Origin of the sequence: Neobacillus drentensis (genome assembly GCF_021560175.1) — a bacterium.
In the GTDB taxonomy this organism is placed as follows: Bacteria; Bacillota; Bacilli; order Bacillales; family Cytobacillaceae; genus Neobacillus; species Neobacillus drentensis_A.
This window is the reverse complement of record NZ_CP091110.1, coordinates 2036154-2053318: the sequence shown is the minus strand read 5'-3', so window position 1 is coordinate 2053318 and position 17165 is coordinate 2036154. Positions and strand designations below refer to the sequence as shown.

Annotated in this window: 11 protein-coding genes; all 11 read right to left on the bottom strand. The window is 35.7% G+C overall.

The features are described from left to right. Positions 1 to 139: 139 nt before the first annotated feature. The 11 genes from L1999_RS09540 to L1999_RS09490 all read right to left on the bottom strand — a co-directional run bounded on the left by L1999_RS09540 (position 140) and on the right by L1999_RS09490 (position 17089). Positions 140 to 2380: an MMPL family transporter gene (locus tag L1999_RS09540; RefSeq protein ID WP_235743317.1), complete on the bottom strand. Its 2241-nt coding sequence runs from the start codon at positions 2378 to 2380 to the stop codon at positions 140 to 142. A gap of 136 nt (positions 2381 to 2516) precedes the next feature. After that, positions 2517 to 3167, bottom strand: a complete 651-nt coding sequence (locus L1999_RS09535) for a response regulator (RefSeq protein WP_235743316.1) — start codon at positions 3165 to 3167, stop codon at positions 2517 to 2519. A 14-nt stretch (positions 3168 to 3181) separates the two neighbouring features. Beyond that, entirely contained in the window at positions 3182 to 4258 is a 1077-nt protein-coding gene (locus L1999_RS09530; protein ID WP_235743315.1) for a sensor histidine kinase, read from the bottom strand. A gap of 327 nt (positions 4259 to 4585) precedes the next feature. Continuing rightward, the gene (locus L1999_RS09525; RefSeq protein WP_345790884.1) at positions 4586 to 5812 is read right to left on the bottom strand and encodes a cytochrome P450 family protein; all 1227 of its coding nucleotides are present in this window, start codon (positions 5810 to 5812) and stop codon (positions 4586 to 4588) included. Between the two features lie 226 nt (positions 5813 to 6038). Next, complete coding sequence (sda, locus tag L1999_RS09520) at positions 6039 to 6152, bottom strand: sporulation histidine kinase inhibitor Sda (protein ID WP_235743314.1); 114 nt, start codon at positions 6150 to 6152, stop codon at positions 6039 to 6041. A 115-nt stretch (positions 6153 to 6267) separates the two neighbouring features. Further along, complete coding sequence (locus L1999_RS09515) at positions 6268 to 6522, bottom strand: HPr family phosphocarrier protein (protein ID WP_235743313.1); 255 nt, start codon at positions 6520 to 6522, stop codon at positions 6268 to 6270. A 96-nt stretch (positions 6523 to 6618) separates the two neighbouring features. Next, entirely contained in the window at positions 6619 to 8115 is a 1497-nt protein-coding gene (locus L1999_RS09510; RefSeq protein WP_235743312.1) for an NAD-dependent epimerase/dehydratase family protein, read from the bottom strand. A gap of 300 nt (positions 8116 to 8415) precedes the next feature. Next, on the bottom strand, positions 8416 to 10143 hold the full coding sequence (locus L1999_RS09505) for a carboxylesterase family protein (RefSeq protein WP_235743311.1): 1728 nt from the start codon (positions 10141 to 10143) through the stop codon (positions 8416 to 8418). A 240-nt stretch (positions 10144 to 10383) separates the two neighbouring features. Next, positions 10384 to 13128, bottom strand: a complete 2745-nt coding sequence (locus tag L1999_RS09500) for a family 78 glycoside hydrolase catalytic domain (protein WP_235743310.1) — start codon at positions 13126 to 13128, stop codon at positions 10384 to 10386. A gap of 537 nt (positions 13129 to 13665) precedes the next feature. After that, positions 13666 to 15096 carry an MFS transporter gene (locus L1999_RS09495; RefSeq protein ID WP_235743309.1) on the bottom strand — a complete coding sequence of 477 codons (1431 nt, stop codon included), beginning with the start codon at positions 15094 to 15096 and terminating at the stop codon, positions 13666 to 13668. Positions 15097 to 15529: 433 nt separating this feature from the next. Then, entirely contained in the window at positions 15530 to 17089 is a 1560-nt protein-coding gene (locus L1999_RS09490; protein WP_235744297.1) for an MDR family MFS transporter, read from the bottom strand. Positions 17090 to 17165 lie beyond the last annotated feature (76 nt).

Here is a 17165-nt window from a genome sequence, read left to right as displayed (position 1 = left end):
ATCAATGGAAATACAAGGCCATAAAAATACACCCCAAATGTTAGATTTTACTCTAACCCTCGGGGTGCATTAAAGGTTACAAATAGCATACTCTTTCTTCTTTTACCAGTTGAGAGATAATTAAAAGCTGCAAATCTTATTATTCATTAATCTTCATCGGTATTTTTAATACCCTTTTGTTTATATATGTTTTTCTCTCATTCATATGTTCTAAACTTTTCATCATTGATTCTCCTTCAACATCGATATTTGGCAATAGTTTATCTAACCATTTCGGTAAATACCAAGCTGATTTACCCATTAACATCATTACAGCGGGAACTATGGCCATCCTTACGACAAATGCATCAAAAAGAACTCCAAAAGTAAGAGCAAACCCCATTGATTTAATAATTGGATCTGGTGCAAGCATAAACCCTGCAAAGACCGCCATCATAATCAATCCAGCTGCAGTAACAACTCCTCCACTATCCCTCAGTCCAGCCAAGACCGCTTTCCGTGCATCTCCTGTATGCGTAAATTCTTCACGCATTCTGCTTACCAGGAACATTTCATAATCCATTGCCAAGCCAAATAAAATTCCTATTACGATAACAGGTAGAAAACATAAAACTGGACTTGCTATTGGAAAGCCAAACAAGCTAATTAAATTCCCATCCTGAAGAACAAAAACGACAAATCCTAAGGTGGCTCCCAAAGAAAGTATAAAGCCTATTACTGCTTTTAAGGGAACAAGTATGGACCTAAATACAAGAACCAACAGTATAAAGGCTAAACCAACTATGAGTAAAGAGAATAAAGGGATTGCATCATTTAGTTTTTGAGCTATATCAATATTGACAGCTGTAGATCCGGTTACCAGCAATTCTATACCATGCTCTTTCTTCATAACTTTCGAATAATCTCTTATCTTATTGACAAGTTCTTTTGTTTCAATATCATTTGGCCCGGTTTTAGGAGTAATTGATATCATGTATACTTTTCCTGAAGAACCAGGAATTGCGGGAGTAACACTCTTTACATTAGATAACTGACTTAATTCTTGCGTAGTCTCACTTATGGCTTTTTGTGCATCCAGTGTTTGTTCACTAGTTTTAGCTACGGCAACAAGGGAAGCATGGTATCCAGGACCATATGCCTCAGAAAATAGATCATACGCTCTTCGCTCAGTTGTTTCCTTTGACTTCGTCCCATTATCGGGAAGTCCCAATTCCATATGGAAAAACGGGATGCTTATCACCGCAAGCAAAGCCACACCAACGATAGAGACAAACAGGGGACGTTTTGTAACGAATTCCCCCCATTTATTAGAACGTGCGTGCTTCTTATCTAATCGGCTTAATCGTTGTAATAGCTTGTTTTTCTTTGTAGGGCCAATTTTTTCTCCGATTATACCTAATAATGCAGGTACAAAAATGACTGCAATAATGATTGCAATTAATACACAAACCGCTGCTGATACTCCCATCATGGTTAAAAACGGGATTTTTGCAACAGATAAACCAAGTAAACCAATAATAACGGTTATACCAGCAAAGACAACGGCGCTTCCAGCTGTTCCTGTTGCAATGGCGATCGATTCCCTAACCGAGAAGCCTTTTTCCAATTGCTGCCGAAAACGTGAAATAATGAATAAAGCGTAATCGATTCCGACTGCAAGCCCTAACATAGCGGCTAAAGATAGAGAGAAGGAGGTTATATCGAGAAAATGCGTACCTATTAATATTGTCATTAATCCGATTCCTAAACCTATTACGGCCGTGAAAATTGGCGTCCCCGCAGCTAAAAATGATGTAAAAGTAAGGGCTAATACCAAGTAAGCTACAAGTACTCCAATTCCCTCCGAAACTCCTCCAATCTCCATTTCGGAAAAAGCTACATTACCTGCTAACTCTGTTTGAATGCCAGCATCACGTGTTTTTTCAATCTTCTCAAGAATACTTTCCTTTGAAGCTTCTGTTACTTTATCCGCTGCCATATCATAAGTAACCACAGCGAAACCAATTTTTTTATTTTGACTTATATTACCGAGCTCCAGTGGTGTAGCCACAGAAGCGACTGCTTTGTCTTCTTTTATTTCATCAAGGGTTTTTGTAATCACCTTATTAACCTGTTCAGACTCCATATTTTGGCCCTTAGGTGCCTTCATGATTAACTGTACTTCACCTCTTGCAGGCTGACCTGATGTTTGAAACTCCGTCTTAAGCAATTTCCCTGCTTCTTCTGATTTAGTCCCCGGTATCGACATATTGTCCTGAAATGTTGGCCCCATACTTAGAGCAAGGATCACCATTGCTATAAGTATACCAATCGATCCAACCATTATTTTTTTTCTATTTTTGACTGACCACTGGCCTAGCCTATAAAGATACTTTGCCATTTAAATCCCCTTCCAGAATTTGATTCTATATATTGAAAAGCGTTCTACTTACATTTTTCATTCTAACAGGGAAGAAAATAAAAAAAATCGTACATATGGGCAAGTTCCAAATGTACGATTGGGCATATTATATTTTTTATAGGCGGATCAATTTGTGTTCTAGGGCAACTGCAACCGCTTCTGTTCGAGTATTGACACTAAGTTTATTATATATGTTCGTTAAATGTGCCTTTACCGTTCGTTCAGCAATTCCCATATCGAAAGCTATATCCTTATTTCGATATCCTTTAGCCGCTGCTTGGAGTATGAATAGATCCTTTTCAGTCAAATTATATACTTCTGAAGGAGACTTAACATTAGGTTTCTTTTCTTTTGAAGAAATTAGTTTGGCCATCATTTCCGGTTGTAATAATGTTTCTCCCCTAATGGCAGATTCAATGGTCCGAAAAAGATTTTCTCTACCTGTATCTTTTAATAAAAATCCTTTCGCGCCTAACTCCAAACCCTTAATCATTAACTCATCCTCATTATAGGTCGTTAAAATAATAATCGGGACAGAAATTTGTCTATCCTTTATTGTTTTAATGGTATCCAACCCACTCAAGATTGGCATATTCAAGTCCATTAAAATAACATCTGGTTTTTGAAATTGTAAGAACTCAAGGGCTGCTTTTCCATTATCAGCCTCTCCGATCACTTCAAATAACTCATTTGTCTCTAATATTAATTTCAAGCCTTCTCGAACAACCATATGGTCATCAACAATTAACACTTTATATTTTTCCATGTCCAGAACTCCTCTTATGAGATGGGCACATCTATAATAATTTTTGTACCCATTTGAAAATCACTTTGAATATTTATCTTACCGCCTATAATTCTAGCTCGTTCTTTTAAACCTAATAAACCATACTTACCTTTATGTTTACCGAGTGAATTGGAATCAAAGCCAATCCCGTTATCCTCTATATTAATCCTTAAATGATTAATTACTTCATTAATAGTTACGTTCACCTTATCTGCTTGAGAATGCTTGGCTATATTGGTTAAACACTCACTAATGATATAAAGACTGTGCTCCGTAATTAAAGGAGTTACTTGAAGTGTCGGCTCAATATGATAGTCTACATTGATTGAGGTTTCGTCCTTAAATCTTTTTATCTGTTCTATTACCTCATAATAAAAATTTGTCTCTTCTATAGACATTATTCTCAAATTATCAATTGCTTTCCTTGCATCTCTTAATGTTTCTCTTGCCCGTTCCATTGACTTTTGGATAATCTCACGCGATCTGTTTATATTACCCTTTTCTAAATGCGAGTCAACTGCTTCTAATTGCATAATAAGACCAGCCAATCCTTGTGCCAAGGTATCGTGTAAATCTCGGGCCATACGCTGCCTTTCATTTGATAACGTAAGTTCTTCAACTTTTTTGTGTGCCGCTTCTAAATCTTGCAAATAATGTTCCATTCTTATCCTTGCATTAACTTGTCTGTTGTATATTACTGAATAAAAGATGACAATCGTAAGGATTATAAAAAGGATAATTATAAATTTTGGTAGTTCAGCAAGACCATATATAATTCCTATAACATAACAATAAAGCAGGTAAAAAATAATAAAAACCAGGAACACTTTTAGTTTATGCTGAAACTTGGTTATACTTTGAGAAATAAGTATGGGAAGTAACCCTAAGAGTATAACAGGAGAACCGTTAGGCAGAAGCAAGGAGCATGTGAAAATAAGACAACCTTGCACCAAAAAATAAAGCCCATTATTTAGAAAACTATTGGAGAACCAGTACATTACATTATGAATAGTTATTAAAGCTGTAAACAATAAACTTTGTATTAAAAGAGGCTTGCTAATATGCTGCATTATGATTGCTCCAATAAATACAAGAGTGATCCATAAACTGATTGGAATTCTGGATATCACTAAAATATCTTGTACGGATACACTAGAAAAATAACTATTATCCTTATTTTTCGGGTACAAATAAACCACCAACTTCAACAAATTTAAATACAAATATATCATGACGATATTCATATCTTGAACGAGAATATAAAAAACTCGTACATAAGGACTTCCTATTTGTACGAGTTTTTATCATTATAATTATATTTTATCCTATTGAAATAAATAATTACTTTATTTTAATGGATATACAAGTATTAATAATTATAATCCATTCTTACTACCTTAAAACAAGAGAGGGATTTCTTTTACGCCCCTAATAATCATCCCCGTACGCCATTCAATCAAACTCTGGTCAGTTTTTAATCGTATTTCAGGCATTCGTTTTAATAATGTATTTATGGCTATTTCTCCTTCTAACCTAGCCAAAGGAGCACCCACACAGTAATGAACCCCTTTACCAAAAGCAATATGATTATTAGCCCCTCTTGTAATATCAAGGATATCAGGGTTAATAAATTGTTCAGAATCCCTATTTGCAGAAGATAAAGCTACAAAAAGCATATCCCCTTTGTGAATGTGTTTTCCTTTAAACTCAATGTCCTCTGTAGCAAATCTAATATTGCTTACTTCTGCTGGACCATTGTATCGTAAAATCTCTTCAATTGCAGAATGGATAAGTTCAGGCTGATTTTTCAACATTTCCTTTTGATCAGGGTGCTCTAATAAAGCTAAAACCCCATTTCCAATTAAGTTCACTGTGGTTTCGTGACCGGCTATTATCAATACAAAAATCAGAGCATATAATTCATGTTCAGAGAGTACATCCCCTTCATCCTCTACACTAATTAGATCACTGATTAGATCTTGCTGTAGATTATTACGCCTTTTTCCAATCAGTTCTTTTAAATAATCTACAAATTCAATCATTACTTGTTCGCTTTGTTGTGAAAAATTTGGGTTGTTAACACCTTCCATAATCACATCAGACCATTCACGGAATTTATCTTGATCTTCAATCGGAACACCCAACATTTCACAAATTACAATAATTGGTAATGGAAACGCAAAATCTTCAATTAAATTCATTTCTCCTTTATGTTGCACCCTGTCTAGGAGCTGATTAGTTATCTCTTCAATACGACTCCTGAGCCGTTCCACCATACGGGGTGTAAAAGCCTTTTGCACCAAACGTCGTAATCGGCGATGATCGGAAGGATTAACACTGAGTAAATTACGAGATATTATCTCCTGATGAGGTGGGAGCTTTGGTTCACCCGTTTGGTTGTTATCTGGGAAGTTGGTAACAAAGCGTGAATCATTTAATATTTCCACTGCCTCTTTATACTTTGTGATAATCCAGGCAAGGTGACCGTTTGGCATTAGAAACCGATAGATAGGATCTTTTTCTCTAATTTCCTTGTATATAGGAAACGGATTACGTATAAATTCTTCATTTAAAAAATCAATCTTAGTTTCATTGTTTCCTCTTAATTCATTCGAATTCATCATAGCTCCTCCATTCAGATTGTTTAGTAACCTCTTACAATATCCATTTTAGTAGTAATGGCAAAAAAAAAAATCGTCCGATTGGGCAAATGTATATGTACTAATGGGCAAGTGATAAGGGCCTCTAATAAACTAATTAACTTTTTCCCAAAAAGAGAGTGGATTTAACGATACTTAGCTGGGGGTATTTATTTAATTATTTATCGTTATATTCTTAGAAAAACATTAATTATAAACGCTTCTTTATTTCCTCAGATAATAACAAAATAAAGCCTTTACATATATCAAGCCTAATTGCTTTATTGTAAATTTTAATCAATTCCTCTGTGCTCAGTCTTTCCATATTATTATCACTCACTTACTTTTATCTATTTAAAGTTTGTAATTTTTAGTGTTTAGCAGATAGTAAAATCCAACAACTAGTGTCCTACTATTGGGTTTTTACCCAATTACTATAATCATCCCTTTGTAAGAAATATTTCTAAGGATTTTATAGCTTTACATTCATCAATTCCATCCGCAATGAGGGTAATTTCCTCTCCTTTTCTAATTGCTAAGCACATAACACCCATAATACTTTTAGCAGCTAACAACCTTTCATCTTTCAGAATCTTTATATCACTACTATATTTAGTTGCTTCTTTCACAAACTCAGTAGCATTATATGCTTGAAGGCCTCCTTGTAGGTTCACTACAATCTTTTTCTCACGCATCTTCTTTAACTCTCCTACGATGTCTATCATCCTATGTTGATTTCAATCTTATTTTTAATTGAAGGTCTTAATAAATATTGCTTAAATACATATAAACTACGATTTTATATCCTGAATAATATCCTTTGAATAGTAATTATTTTCATTTTTATCATGGAGTGGGTACCACACTTGTGCAAAAAACGGATTCCTTTTAGCTTCTTCATCATAGTTCCATGGAGCAGGGAAACAGTCTGGACACCAGTGACCACCTAGTAAAATCAGCGTTGGACTAGCTTCGAACTCATGCTCAAAAGCACAACGCCATTGGAGTTTTGTAGCTAAATCTCCTTTTACCATTTTAGAAGATAAGCATTTTCCTCCTCTATATTCCGCTGCAGCCTTCATGTCCACTATATCTAACTCAGATTTAGGCTTGCTCTCATCATATCCATGATTAAGACGAATTGGCTGTTTTGAGGGTTCAACAAACTTAAAATTATCCCAAGTTGGTATCTTGTCCCACTCTTCTCTAGTTCCAAAGAAAGCAGAGATTCTGTCCTTATCGTTATTCTTAATCCAATACATAGTTCCTAGTTCTTTATTAGCTACTGGTTCCATGATGAATTTCTTGATGATAAAAGATGGTACATATTTAGCTAATTTCATACTAAAAGGTGCATTTGCTTTTAACTCATTGATGAACTGATCGACAGACCCGCTTCGAAAGTGCAGATATTCTTCTAATACATCTGAATCTTCATACCATTGACCATGAAAATTTCTCGTTGCAAACCAATTCAAATCAAAAACTTTTCTGAAATCATTCATGCCTAACGCTTGAAAGCTTTTTTGCATGAATTCATAATTGGTAGTCCGATATTTTTCACCGCCGCCAATATTATAAATTCTTCTCCAAAAATCATCCGGTATATCATCCTCACAAGCGTTTGCTAAAAGTCTGCCTGAATCACGGGCAGTAGCCCATTCAAATACGCCATTTACCGGTTCGTGAAACATGATTGGATCCAAGTGGTTTAAAAGTCCACTATATAAAACCCCTGTTTGCCTTAATGAAACCCAATACTTTAAACCAGATTCAATTACTTCTCTCTCGGCAATGGTTTTTGTAATTGCATAATTATCATAAATACTGATCTTAATTGGGTCTCCGGTTCTTCCCCAATGAATAGGAGGATTTCTATCCCCTGTTTCAGCCACTGTTCCGATATAAACCAGTTTAATTTCATCGGGATTAGGTTGGGCTTTAATAGCCTTTATAATGTTTCTTATCGCACCTATATTCACCTTAGTAGTCATAGATGGACGATAGTCTGCCGCCGGAGATACCAGCCCTCCTACATGGAGGACGTAATCGGCTCCTTCTACACACTTTAAAACATCTTGATAATTTGTTAAATCCCCCCAAACGATTTTAACGCCAGGCTCTTTTTCATATTTGGTCATTATTTTTCTATCTTTCTCTGTCGGTAATACCAAGGCCACAATATTATAACGATCTCTTCTATCAAGCAATTGCTTAAACCCTTCATACCCCATGTTCCCTGATGCACCTGTTAAAAAAACTGTTTTTTTATGATTCAATCTTTTCACTCCCTCATTTCAAATACTTAGGAACTTCAAAACCTTAAGTTAAGAAACATTCTATTAAAAGGCAAAGTAATTTTATATTGTAATTTGAACAAAAATAGGATTAATTGTATATCCAATTTTTTTAGTTTTCATATGGGTTTTTTCCCCGCTTCAAAAAAAAAATCGATAGGATTAACCTATCGATCAAAATTTAACCTTTTTGCTTTGTATATCTCAGCGTATTAATTTGTCAAAACTTTATTCTGAAGGGTATCGATTTCTAGTTCTTAAGAGTTGTTTCATCTTAGACAAAACCTTTTTTTATTTGATCCATAAACTTTTAGTTCCATAGAATTTATCGAGTTCAGCACTAAACCATCGTCCATTTAATACTTCGCTTATAATTTTTTTCTTAGCTTCAGTTGAAATTGTATTATCTTTATCCAATTCTTTGATGATGTCTTCATTGCTTATTGTTTCTCTAAACCTATTGGCAATTACATTTTTTTCATCTGCAGTTAGGACAAAATTCCCTGGTTGCTCAGGGGTCCACTTATCCCATTTAGTCAAGTTTTCTCCATTTGGATTTCCCTGATGAATAAAGTTTGATAAATACTCTTTAAACTGTCTGCTTAGCTCTTGGGCTCCCTGTAAATTATAAGATTCCTTAAAGAATGGCAAGTAAGTTTTATTATTACTATCTAGTAGAGGAATAAAAACACCATGGAATGAACCTAACAATGCCATGTCATTGGTGGCAGTAAGACCTTCACCGAAAGGCATTTCAATTGTGTAAATTGGAGCCTTATAATTAGGATACATTTTAGAAGCGGATTCTGTTGTATTAAACACCTTATAGAGTTTGCTGCCATACTTATTGGCAAATGCAAATTCAGCAAATTTCGATGGATCGGTAAATAAACTTAAATCCTCCAAACTTTTTGCAAAATAAGGATCTTCCAGTTCAAAAAATGAGAATTCTGTTGTTCCAGTCAGCATTATTAACGGGACTGAATTATATTTATCAGTATCAAATTTTCCCTTGGGCAGTACTGTTCCATCGTTGTATAGATGTGGAAAGGCACTCATTCTTATAGCTGCATCCCCCATTAAACTACTTAATCGTTCAGCTGATAAGGAGTAGAGGTATTCTTTTACTTCTTTGCTATCTTTTTGAAGCCATTGATATGCCTCATCTTCCGAAGATTTTACTCCATCCTTAACAACTAAAGGTGCAATGGCCTTAGCAAATACTTTAATACTATCGTTTTGGTCAGCCATCGTCATTCCACCACTAAAAGCGATCGCTTTTTGGAATTTGCCCTTAAAAATTGGGGAGGCCAGCATAGCCATGACATCCCTACCCCCAGCAGAAAATCCAGAGATGGTAATATTGCTAGAATCTCCACCAAAACTTTTTATATTTTCTTTAACCCAATCCAGAGATTTAGCAATATCAAGTAACGCATAGTTTCCAGAGTCCCCTAGTTTATCTCCAGTATTTAAAGCTGGAAGAGGGTTAAATCCTAATGGCCCAAGCCGGTAATTGACAGAAACAAAAATTGCATCTAAATCATTAACTAACGCATCTCCAGTGATTTCTTCCGATGAACCAGTTTGGTTGTTGCCTCCATGTACATATACTACTACAGGTAAGTTTTTTTTATTTGTATTTGGTCGATAGATGTCCAGATTTAAGCTATCTTCACTACCTATGATACTGTTTTCAGACAACTGAATAGCCGTATTTCCTGGTTTAGTTGCATCAAACGTGCTTTCAAATGGCTCTGGATCTTCAGGGGCTTTCCACCGCAACTTTCCAACTGGAGATTTTGCATATGGGATTCCTTTCCATACAAGTGTATTTTCATCATGATTAGCATAGCCCTCGACATTACCATATTTTGTGTTTTGCAATGTCCCCTGTTTATAAGCACGCGAGGAAGATACTTGTTCCTTAGCACTTGCTTGTCCATCGGTTGTCCCATTAAAACTCACTAAATTTGTTGTAAGAAATAAAGATAATAAGATACTAATTTTTTTTTTCACTTCTCCTTATTCACTCCCTCTATTTAAATACTTAAAACGTCTATCACTTTATTTAATTTTTGTCTAAAAAGGTAAAAGCATTTTTCTTAGGAGTATAGGTCATTCGTTATTATTGGATTACCAAAATTAAAGCCAATAAGTTAACCAAGATTAACTTATTGACTTCATTAGGTTTAACTAACATTACCTTTTACAGAAATGGTAGAAGTTCATATTATTCCTATTATCATAGGAATTAAATCAGTTCAAAACTTTATTCTGACTTTGGTTAAGGGCATCAATGACCATTTTAAATAATTGTTCCGTTTCACCCGGAGCATTAGCCAGAATTTCAGTAATAGATAACTGATAGGCAAACTGGATCATTGGATTGTTCATTAGATCTGGTGCATATTGATTCAAAATTTGTAATGCCAAAGGTTCATCGATGATTTCCTTTAGTGTGGATTCAAATGTAAATCTGTCCATTTCTATAGTAGTTTCCGTCTTATAGTCGTAATGGTAGGATCCGGAACCTAATTCAATTGGCTCATCTTTCTCCGGGAGATATAACACCGCCGTGGCATTTGCAGGAATCTCTACATCTACCTTAATCCAGTTATCCTTACAAGACCATGCACTCTTTATTTCTCCGTAAACGGAATTAAATGTTGCTTCTACAGAAGTGATTCCTTTGATGAATTGAGGCTTAATTAAAATTTTCTTATATCCAGGCTCAAGATGGTTGATACCTGCAAGCCTTTTGTACATCCAATCCCCAATCGAGCCATAAGCATAGTGGTTTAAGGAATTCATACCAGAGGTATCAAAATCTCCATTTGGTAATATGGAATTCCAGCGTTCCCATATGGTTGTAGCCCCCATTTTTACAGAATAGAGCCAAGAAGGATAATCCTCTCTTAAAAATAAAATTCCGGCTAAATCATGATGATGATTTTCCGTCAAAGTATGGCATAAGTAAGGAGTTCCTACAAAACCGGTAGAAAGATGGTTTTTATGATTGGCAATATTAGTTTCTAAAGATTTTAGGATTCTCTCCCGATACTGTTCTTCGGCTAAATCAAAATAAAGTGCTAATATACAGCCAGTCTGTGTTTCACTCACCAGTCTGCCGGTAGAAGTAATATATTCCTCGTTAAATGCCTTTTTAATTTTTACATATAAATCATTGTATTTTTCGGCATCTTCTGTGTTATTGAGAACTTTTGCCGTTTTTCTCACTATATCAGTAGAATAAGCATAATAGGCATTCGCCACTAAATATTTGTCCGTTGCCCCGGTCCGGTCCGCACTTTCTTCTTTATCTAACGCCAACCAGTCTCCGTATTGAAAACCAGTCTGCCATAATCCATTGCTGCCGCAACGTGAGGAAATAAAATCGACCCAGCCTTTCATACTTTCATATTGTTCTTCTAATAGTCGGACATCACCGTAAGTCTGATACATTACCCATGGTATAATGGTAGCCGCATCACTCCACGCTGCTGCCCCTTCTTGTTGCCCTAAAATATTAGGAATCACATGAGGAACACCGTATTCCGCCGTCTGTTCTGAAGCTAAGTCACGCAGCCATTTTGTAAAGAATAAGGCAACATTTCGATTATAGGCAGCCGTTCCCGCAAACACCTGAGCATCCCCTGTCCATCCAAGTCGTTCATCTCTTTGTGGACAATCGGTTGGGATATCTAGAAAGTTTCCTCTCAGGCCCCATTGGATATTGCTTTGAAGCTGATTTACAAGAGGATTGGAACTTGTAAAAGATCCTGTCTCTTCCATCTCCGTATGCAATACACATGCCGTAAAATTCTCAAGCACTATTTCATCCAGTCCCTCGATACAGATATAACGGAAACCATGAAAGGTAAAGTGTGGTAAGAAAATTTGATCCTCACCATTACAAATATAAATATCATGAGAAATGGCTTGCCTGAGGGTATCGGGATAAAAATTTCCGTCTTTATCCAATACTTCTGCGTGACGAATGGTAATTTTCTGCCCTGCCTCCCCTTTTACCGTAACCTCTACAAACCCCGTCATGTTTTGACCAAAGTCTATTAATTTCTCTCCTTTTGGAGTAATAATGAACTCTTTTGCAGGAATTCTTTCTGTAATCCGTACAGGCTCACTTTCTTGTCCCACGATAAGGTTTTTTTCAAAAGAGAATTTAATGGTTTTTTGCAGCTCTTCCCCTTTAAAGCGAGAATCGATAGTTTCCCCCATATAGATTTCACTGCTGCGGATCTTTCCGGTTGTCACCGTCCAGCTTTCATCGGTTTTAATGATTTCTTTTGTGCCATCGGAAAAAGTAATATGAATCTCAGCTAGAGCAGCCACCCTGTCCCCATAATTATTTGGGGTCATTGCAAAGCCAAAGATCCCTTTATACCAGCCGTTTCCAACTGTTATTTCAATCATATTTTGCTTTTGGAGCATGTTATCTGCTTGATAGGTCTGATATTGTAGCCGTTTTTTATAATTGGTCCAACCCGGTGCAAAAAAAGTGTCTCCCACTTTTTCTCCATTAATTTTAATTTCATATACACCTAATGCAGTAGCATATACCCGGACTTTCTCAATCTCTTTTTTCACCTTAAATTCCTTGACAAAAACAGGGCATGCCGTTTCTTCAGATGGGAAATCATGTGTAATAAAGTCAGCGTTAAAGTTTGTTCCATTTAATAATCCTGTTTCAAAACTTCCTTGTACCAAAGCCTGATTTCCTTTGTTATCCCACACTTCAATCTGAACCTCGTAAAAAGAGCAAGCTTTAAGTTCGATCCCTTCATATTCAATTAAAACAGAATCACTGCTATCTCTTTTGCCGGTATCCCAGATAACTGTCCCCTGTTGTTCTACAGTAATTCGGTATGCTGTTTGTAAAACATTTTTCTCTTCTGAGACGATTTTCCAAGAGAATCTTGGTTTCCTTACATCCAATCCAACTGGATTCTTCCGATATTCAATGCAGAAATCTTTTATGTTCATATATTAACAACCCCATCTTTTTATATTTGGTGTAAATTTTCGTATCTACTATCAATTAAAAAGAATGGCTTTTAAGTATCCAATAAATAGGCATTCATTGTTACTGCCTTTTTACTATTTACATATATTGTTTCCAGTCTCATGATTTCACTCCCTTTTTAGCGTACTTTTGAAATTATTCTATTAAATTTGGAAACGTTTTTATATTATTATTTGTACAAAAATAGTAATATATGAATATTCCTCGAAAAATATTAAGTCAATATTCTAATAAGGTTAGAAAATAGATATGTGGTTAAAGTTACATTCTTTTCAGTAAATTTGATTGTTTCTGTTTTCATTTCAATCCTCCTACGTATTATTGTATTAATACCATTCCTCAGTAACCTCGTTCATTATTAAACCTTTCACTTCATTAATGATTATAGTTATAAATAAAATTATCATGTAATGGCTATATCTTTACAGATGATTTCCCATAAAAAAGAGAACATTTAGAAATTCATTCCAAATGTTCTCTTTTGTCGAATTTCAATATTAATTCTTATTTGCTCTTCTTTCCTCTAACTCTTTTATTATCTGCGGATATTTCTCATCTAGATCGTACTTTTGAAGAAGCACATAAGTAATGACTAGCAAAGCCAATGGAAGATAAATTGTTAAAACTAAAATACTAGTAATAGCAGAGTGAGGTTGAGATGCTAGACTGCCATCGTATTTACCAAATGCAAGAATCCATCCAACCATAGCTGCTGCTAAGCCTGTTCCAACTTTCACTCCAAAACTGCTTGCACTGTTGGCCATACCCACCAATCTTTTCCCAAACTTCCATTCACCATATTCCACCGTATTATTAACGAGTACTCCTCCTACTGCCATCATAGGAATTGTGGCAAAAGTAGCAATACCGCCTAGAACTAATGCAGCAACAAAATTGTAAGGCATAAAACAGCGAATCACTGTTGCAATAATCCCTAAAATTAAACCAATCCTAGTTGTCTTTGCAAGACCAAATTTTTTAATCATTGGACCAACTGCCACAAACCCCAGTACTACAGGAACTAGTCCAACCGCACCCATAATACCAACGAGATTCTCATTACCAAGTATATATTTTGTATAATATATTCCCGTCGAGCCTGTAAGTGTAATCAGCATATTAGCAAATAACTGCACAAACAGCATCATCACCCAATACTTATTCTTAAATAATAATCCAATACTTTCCAAAAACGGAACATTGTCTTCCTTCTCATTTAAGGAAACTTCTTTATTGTCCTCTTTTGAAGAAAGGAATGTAAGATACAATGAAATACTGGATAATACCCCTAGTACTACTGCAACTTCTATCCAAGCAATTTGTCCGCCACCCAGCAGATTTGTTATTGGAATTAATATAATAGCAATAACCATCCCAATAATGTAGCCAAAAATTGCACGAGTGATTCCAATTTTTCCACGCTCTTCCGAACTCTTAGTCCGCATCGCCATTAAACCTCCATATGGAATGGCAATAGCAGTGACCAAGAGATTTGCAAAGATAACGGTTGCAAAAGCATATATATTTTTGGTAGCAACTGATGCATGGGATGGTACGGTAAAAAGTAAAATAATAGCCAATAAAGTAGGGATTGCAGTCCATAACATCCAAGGACGTGCCTTCCCATATTTAGACTTTGTTACATCAACAACTTTGCCCATGACAAGATCTGCTATGGCATCAAGGATTTTTGTTAGCAACATAATGGTCCCTACTGTTGCGGCTGCTATACCAACCTTATCTGTATAAAAATAGGTTAACATTCCAATCAAACCATTAAGAGAATTTAAGGCGATCTGGCCTGCCCCGTCTCCAAGATAATGACGCAATTTCATTGTTTTCTGAATCCCCTGTGAATCAAGCCCAAGTTCTTTTTTCTTTTTTAAAGATGGCATTTTCGGATTTAGAACTTCTTTTTCAGCTTTCATAATACCGCCTCCCAGTGATTTTACCTGCTAGTTTCTAATTAATACTTCATAAAGGAAATAGACCGGTCAGTGATTCCCTCATGTGGTTTAATTAATACTCATCTTATAGAACTTGTAAGCGGTTTTATATTGTAATTTGCACAAAAATAGTATGATATGAACTACATTAAGATTATTTTTTGTATATTTAATCTCTTTACAAAAAAATCGATAGGAAATTTAACCTATCGATTTACAAGACTTAATTATATATCATTTTCCTCTTGATGATTCTATTCATATTTCGAAGGTCCCTGTTTCTAGTCTTTGAATTGAACCATTGTAATAAGCAATCTAACTCAAAACGTGACTGTTTTTTCTTCCCCAGGATGTAACGATTAATTTTTAATATCTCGTTTTATTTAAGAACCTTTAATAGAAATAATTTCGTTATCTAATGAACCTGCTGGACTTTATTCTTAGATTTTACTTGAGTTGAGATTTGAATCTTCCCCATATATGGAACTAAAATTAATCCTAATAAAATGAATCCCACACTACAGATAAATACCAAATGAAGAGAATCAACAAGTGATGCCTTCATGATAGGGACCATTTTATCTGTCATTAAATTCGGTAATTTACCTATAGCTTCTGGGCTAAGCAGTGCTGAAAAGAGGCTTTGCGGATCGTTATTTATTTCAGAGATGATTTGATACTTTAAAGGTTCTGCATCCTTTGGTAATTGATCTAAAACAGGATATAGGTGATCAATTAAATATTGGCCTGACCTTTGATTCATCACAGCCCCTAATATTGTCATCCCAAATGTACCGCCAATTTGTCTAAAAAAAGTGCTGGATGATGTAACAACTCCAAGCTCGGAATCAGGAAAGCTTTCTTGCAATACTAATGTCAAACTGGGCATAATAAGTCCTAATCCAATTCCTATTATTAAACTATATAAAGAGGCTGCTAATTTCGTGGTATTCATACCCATCACGGAAAGAAATATAAACCCTGCTGCCATAAGGATAAGACCAGCTGTCATCTGTACTCGTACACCAGTTTTGTGAATAAACAAACCGCTAATTATACTGGCTATAATCATGGTTACCGTCATCGGCATCATAATGGTTCCTGACGCGGATGCACTTACGCCAACAATCCCTTGCATAAATAAAGGAACAAACATCATAGCACCAAACATTCCTATACTTACCAAAAAGCCAATCAGGTTGGTTACGGTAAAAATTTTACTCTTAAATAGGCTTATAGGAAGGATAGGTTCCACGGCTTTATTCTCTATCCAAACAAAGGCTATCAAAGCCATAGTAGAGATAAACAAAATCCCTATGATCTGCCATGAATTCCATGCATAATCTTTACCTCCAAATGTTAAGGCAAGGAGGATTCCCACCACTCCTACGACCATGGTAATAATTCCTGGAATATCAAAGATCACTTTGCCAGCTTTTCGATGTTTAGGCAATCCAAGAGCTATTAAAAAGGTCGCAACTATACCAACAGGAAGATTAATATAAAATACCCATCTCCAGTTCCATGAATCTACAATCCAGCCACCTGCTTGAGGGCCAATAATACTAGCCACTCCATAAAGCGAACCAAAGATTCCCTGCCACTTTGCTCTTTGAGCACCCTGAAACATATCACCAACTATAATAAAGGCCAACGGCATCATTATTCCGCCGCCTATCCCTTGGAAGGCACGATAAATGATCAGTTCGTTCATCCCCTGAGCAATTCCACAAAGAGCTGAACCAACCATAAATATTAATAAACCTGAAACATAAACAATCTTTCTCCCTACTAGGTCTGATAATTTTCCAGCTATTGGGACAATAACTGTTGAGGTTAACATATAAGAGGTTGTTAACCAAGCCATTAATCCCAAACCTCCTAATTCCCCGACAATCCGCGGCATAGCTGTTCCCACAATCGTACCATCTAATGCCCCGAATAACATCGCAATAAATAAACCTGCAAGAAGCATTTTCTGATGCTTAAATGGCTTATTCAACTGATTTTCCTTTAAAATATCATCCGGATTCAAGATACCACCCTTTGCT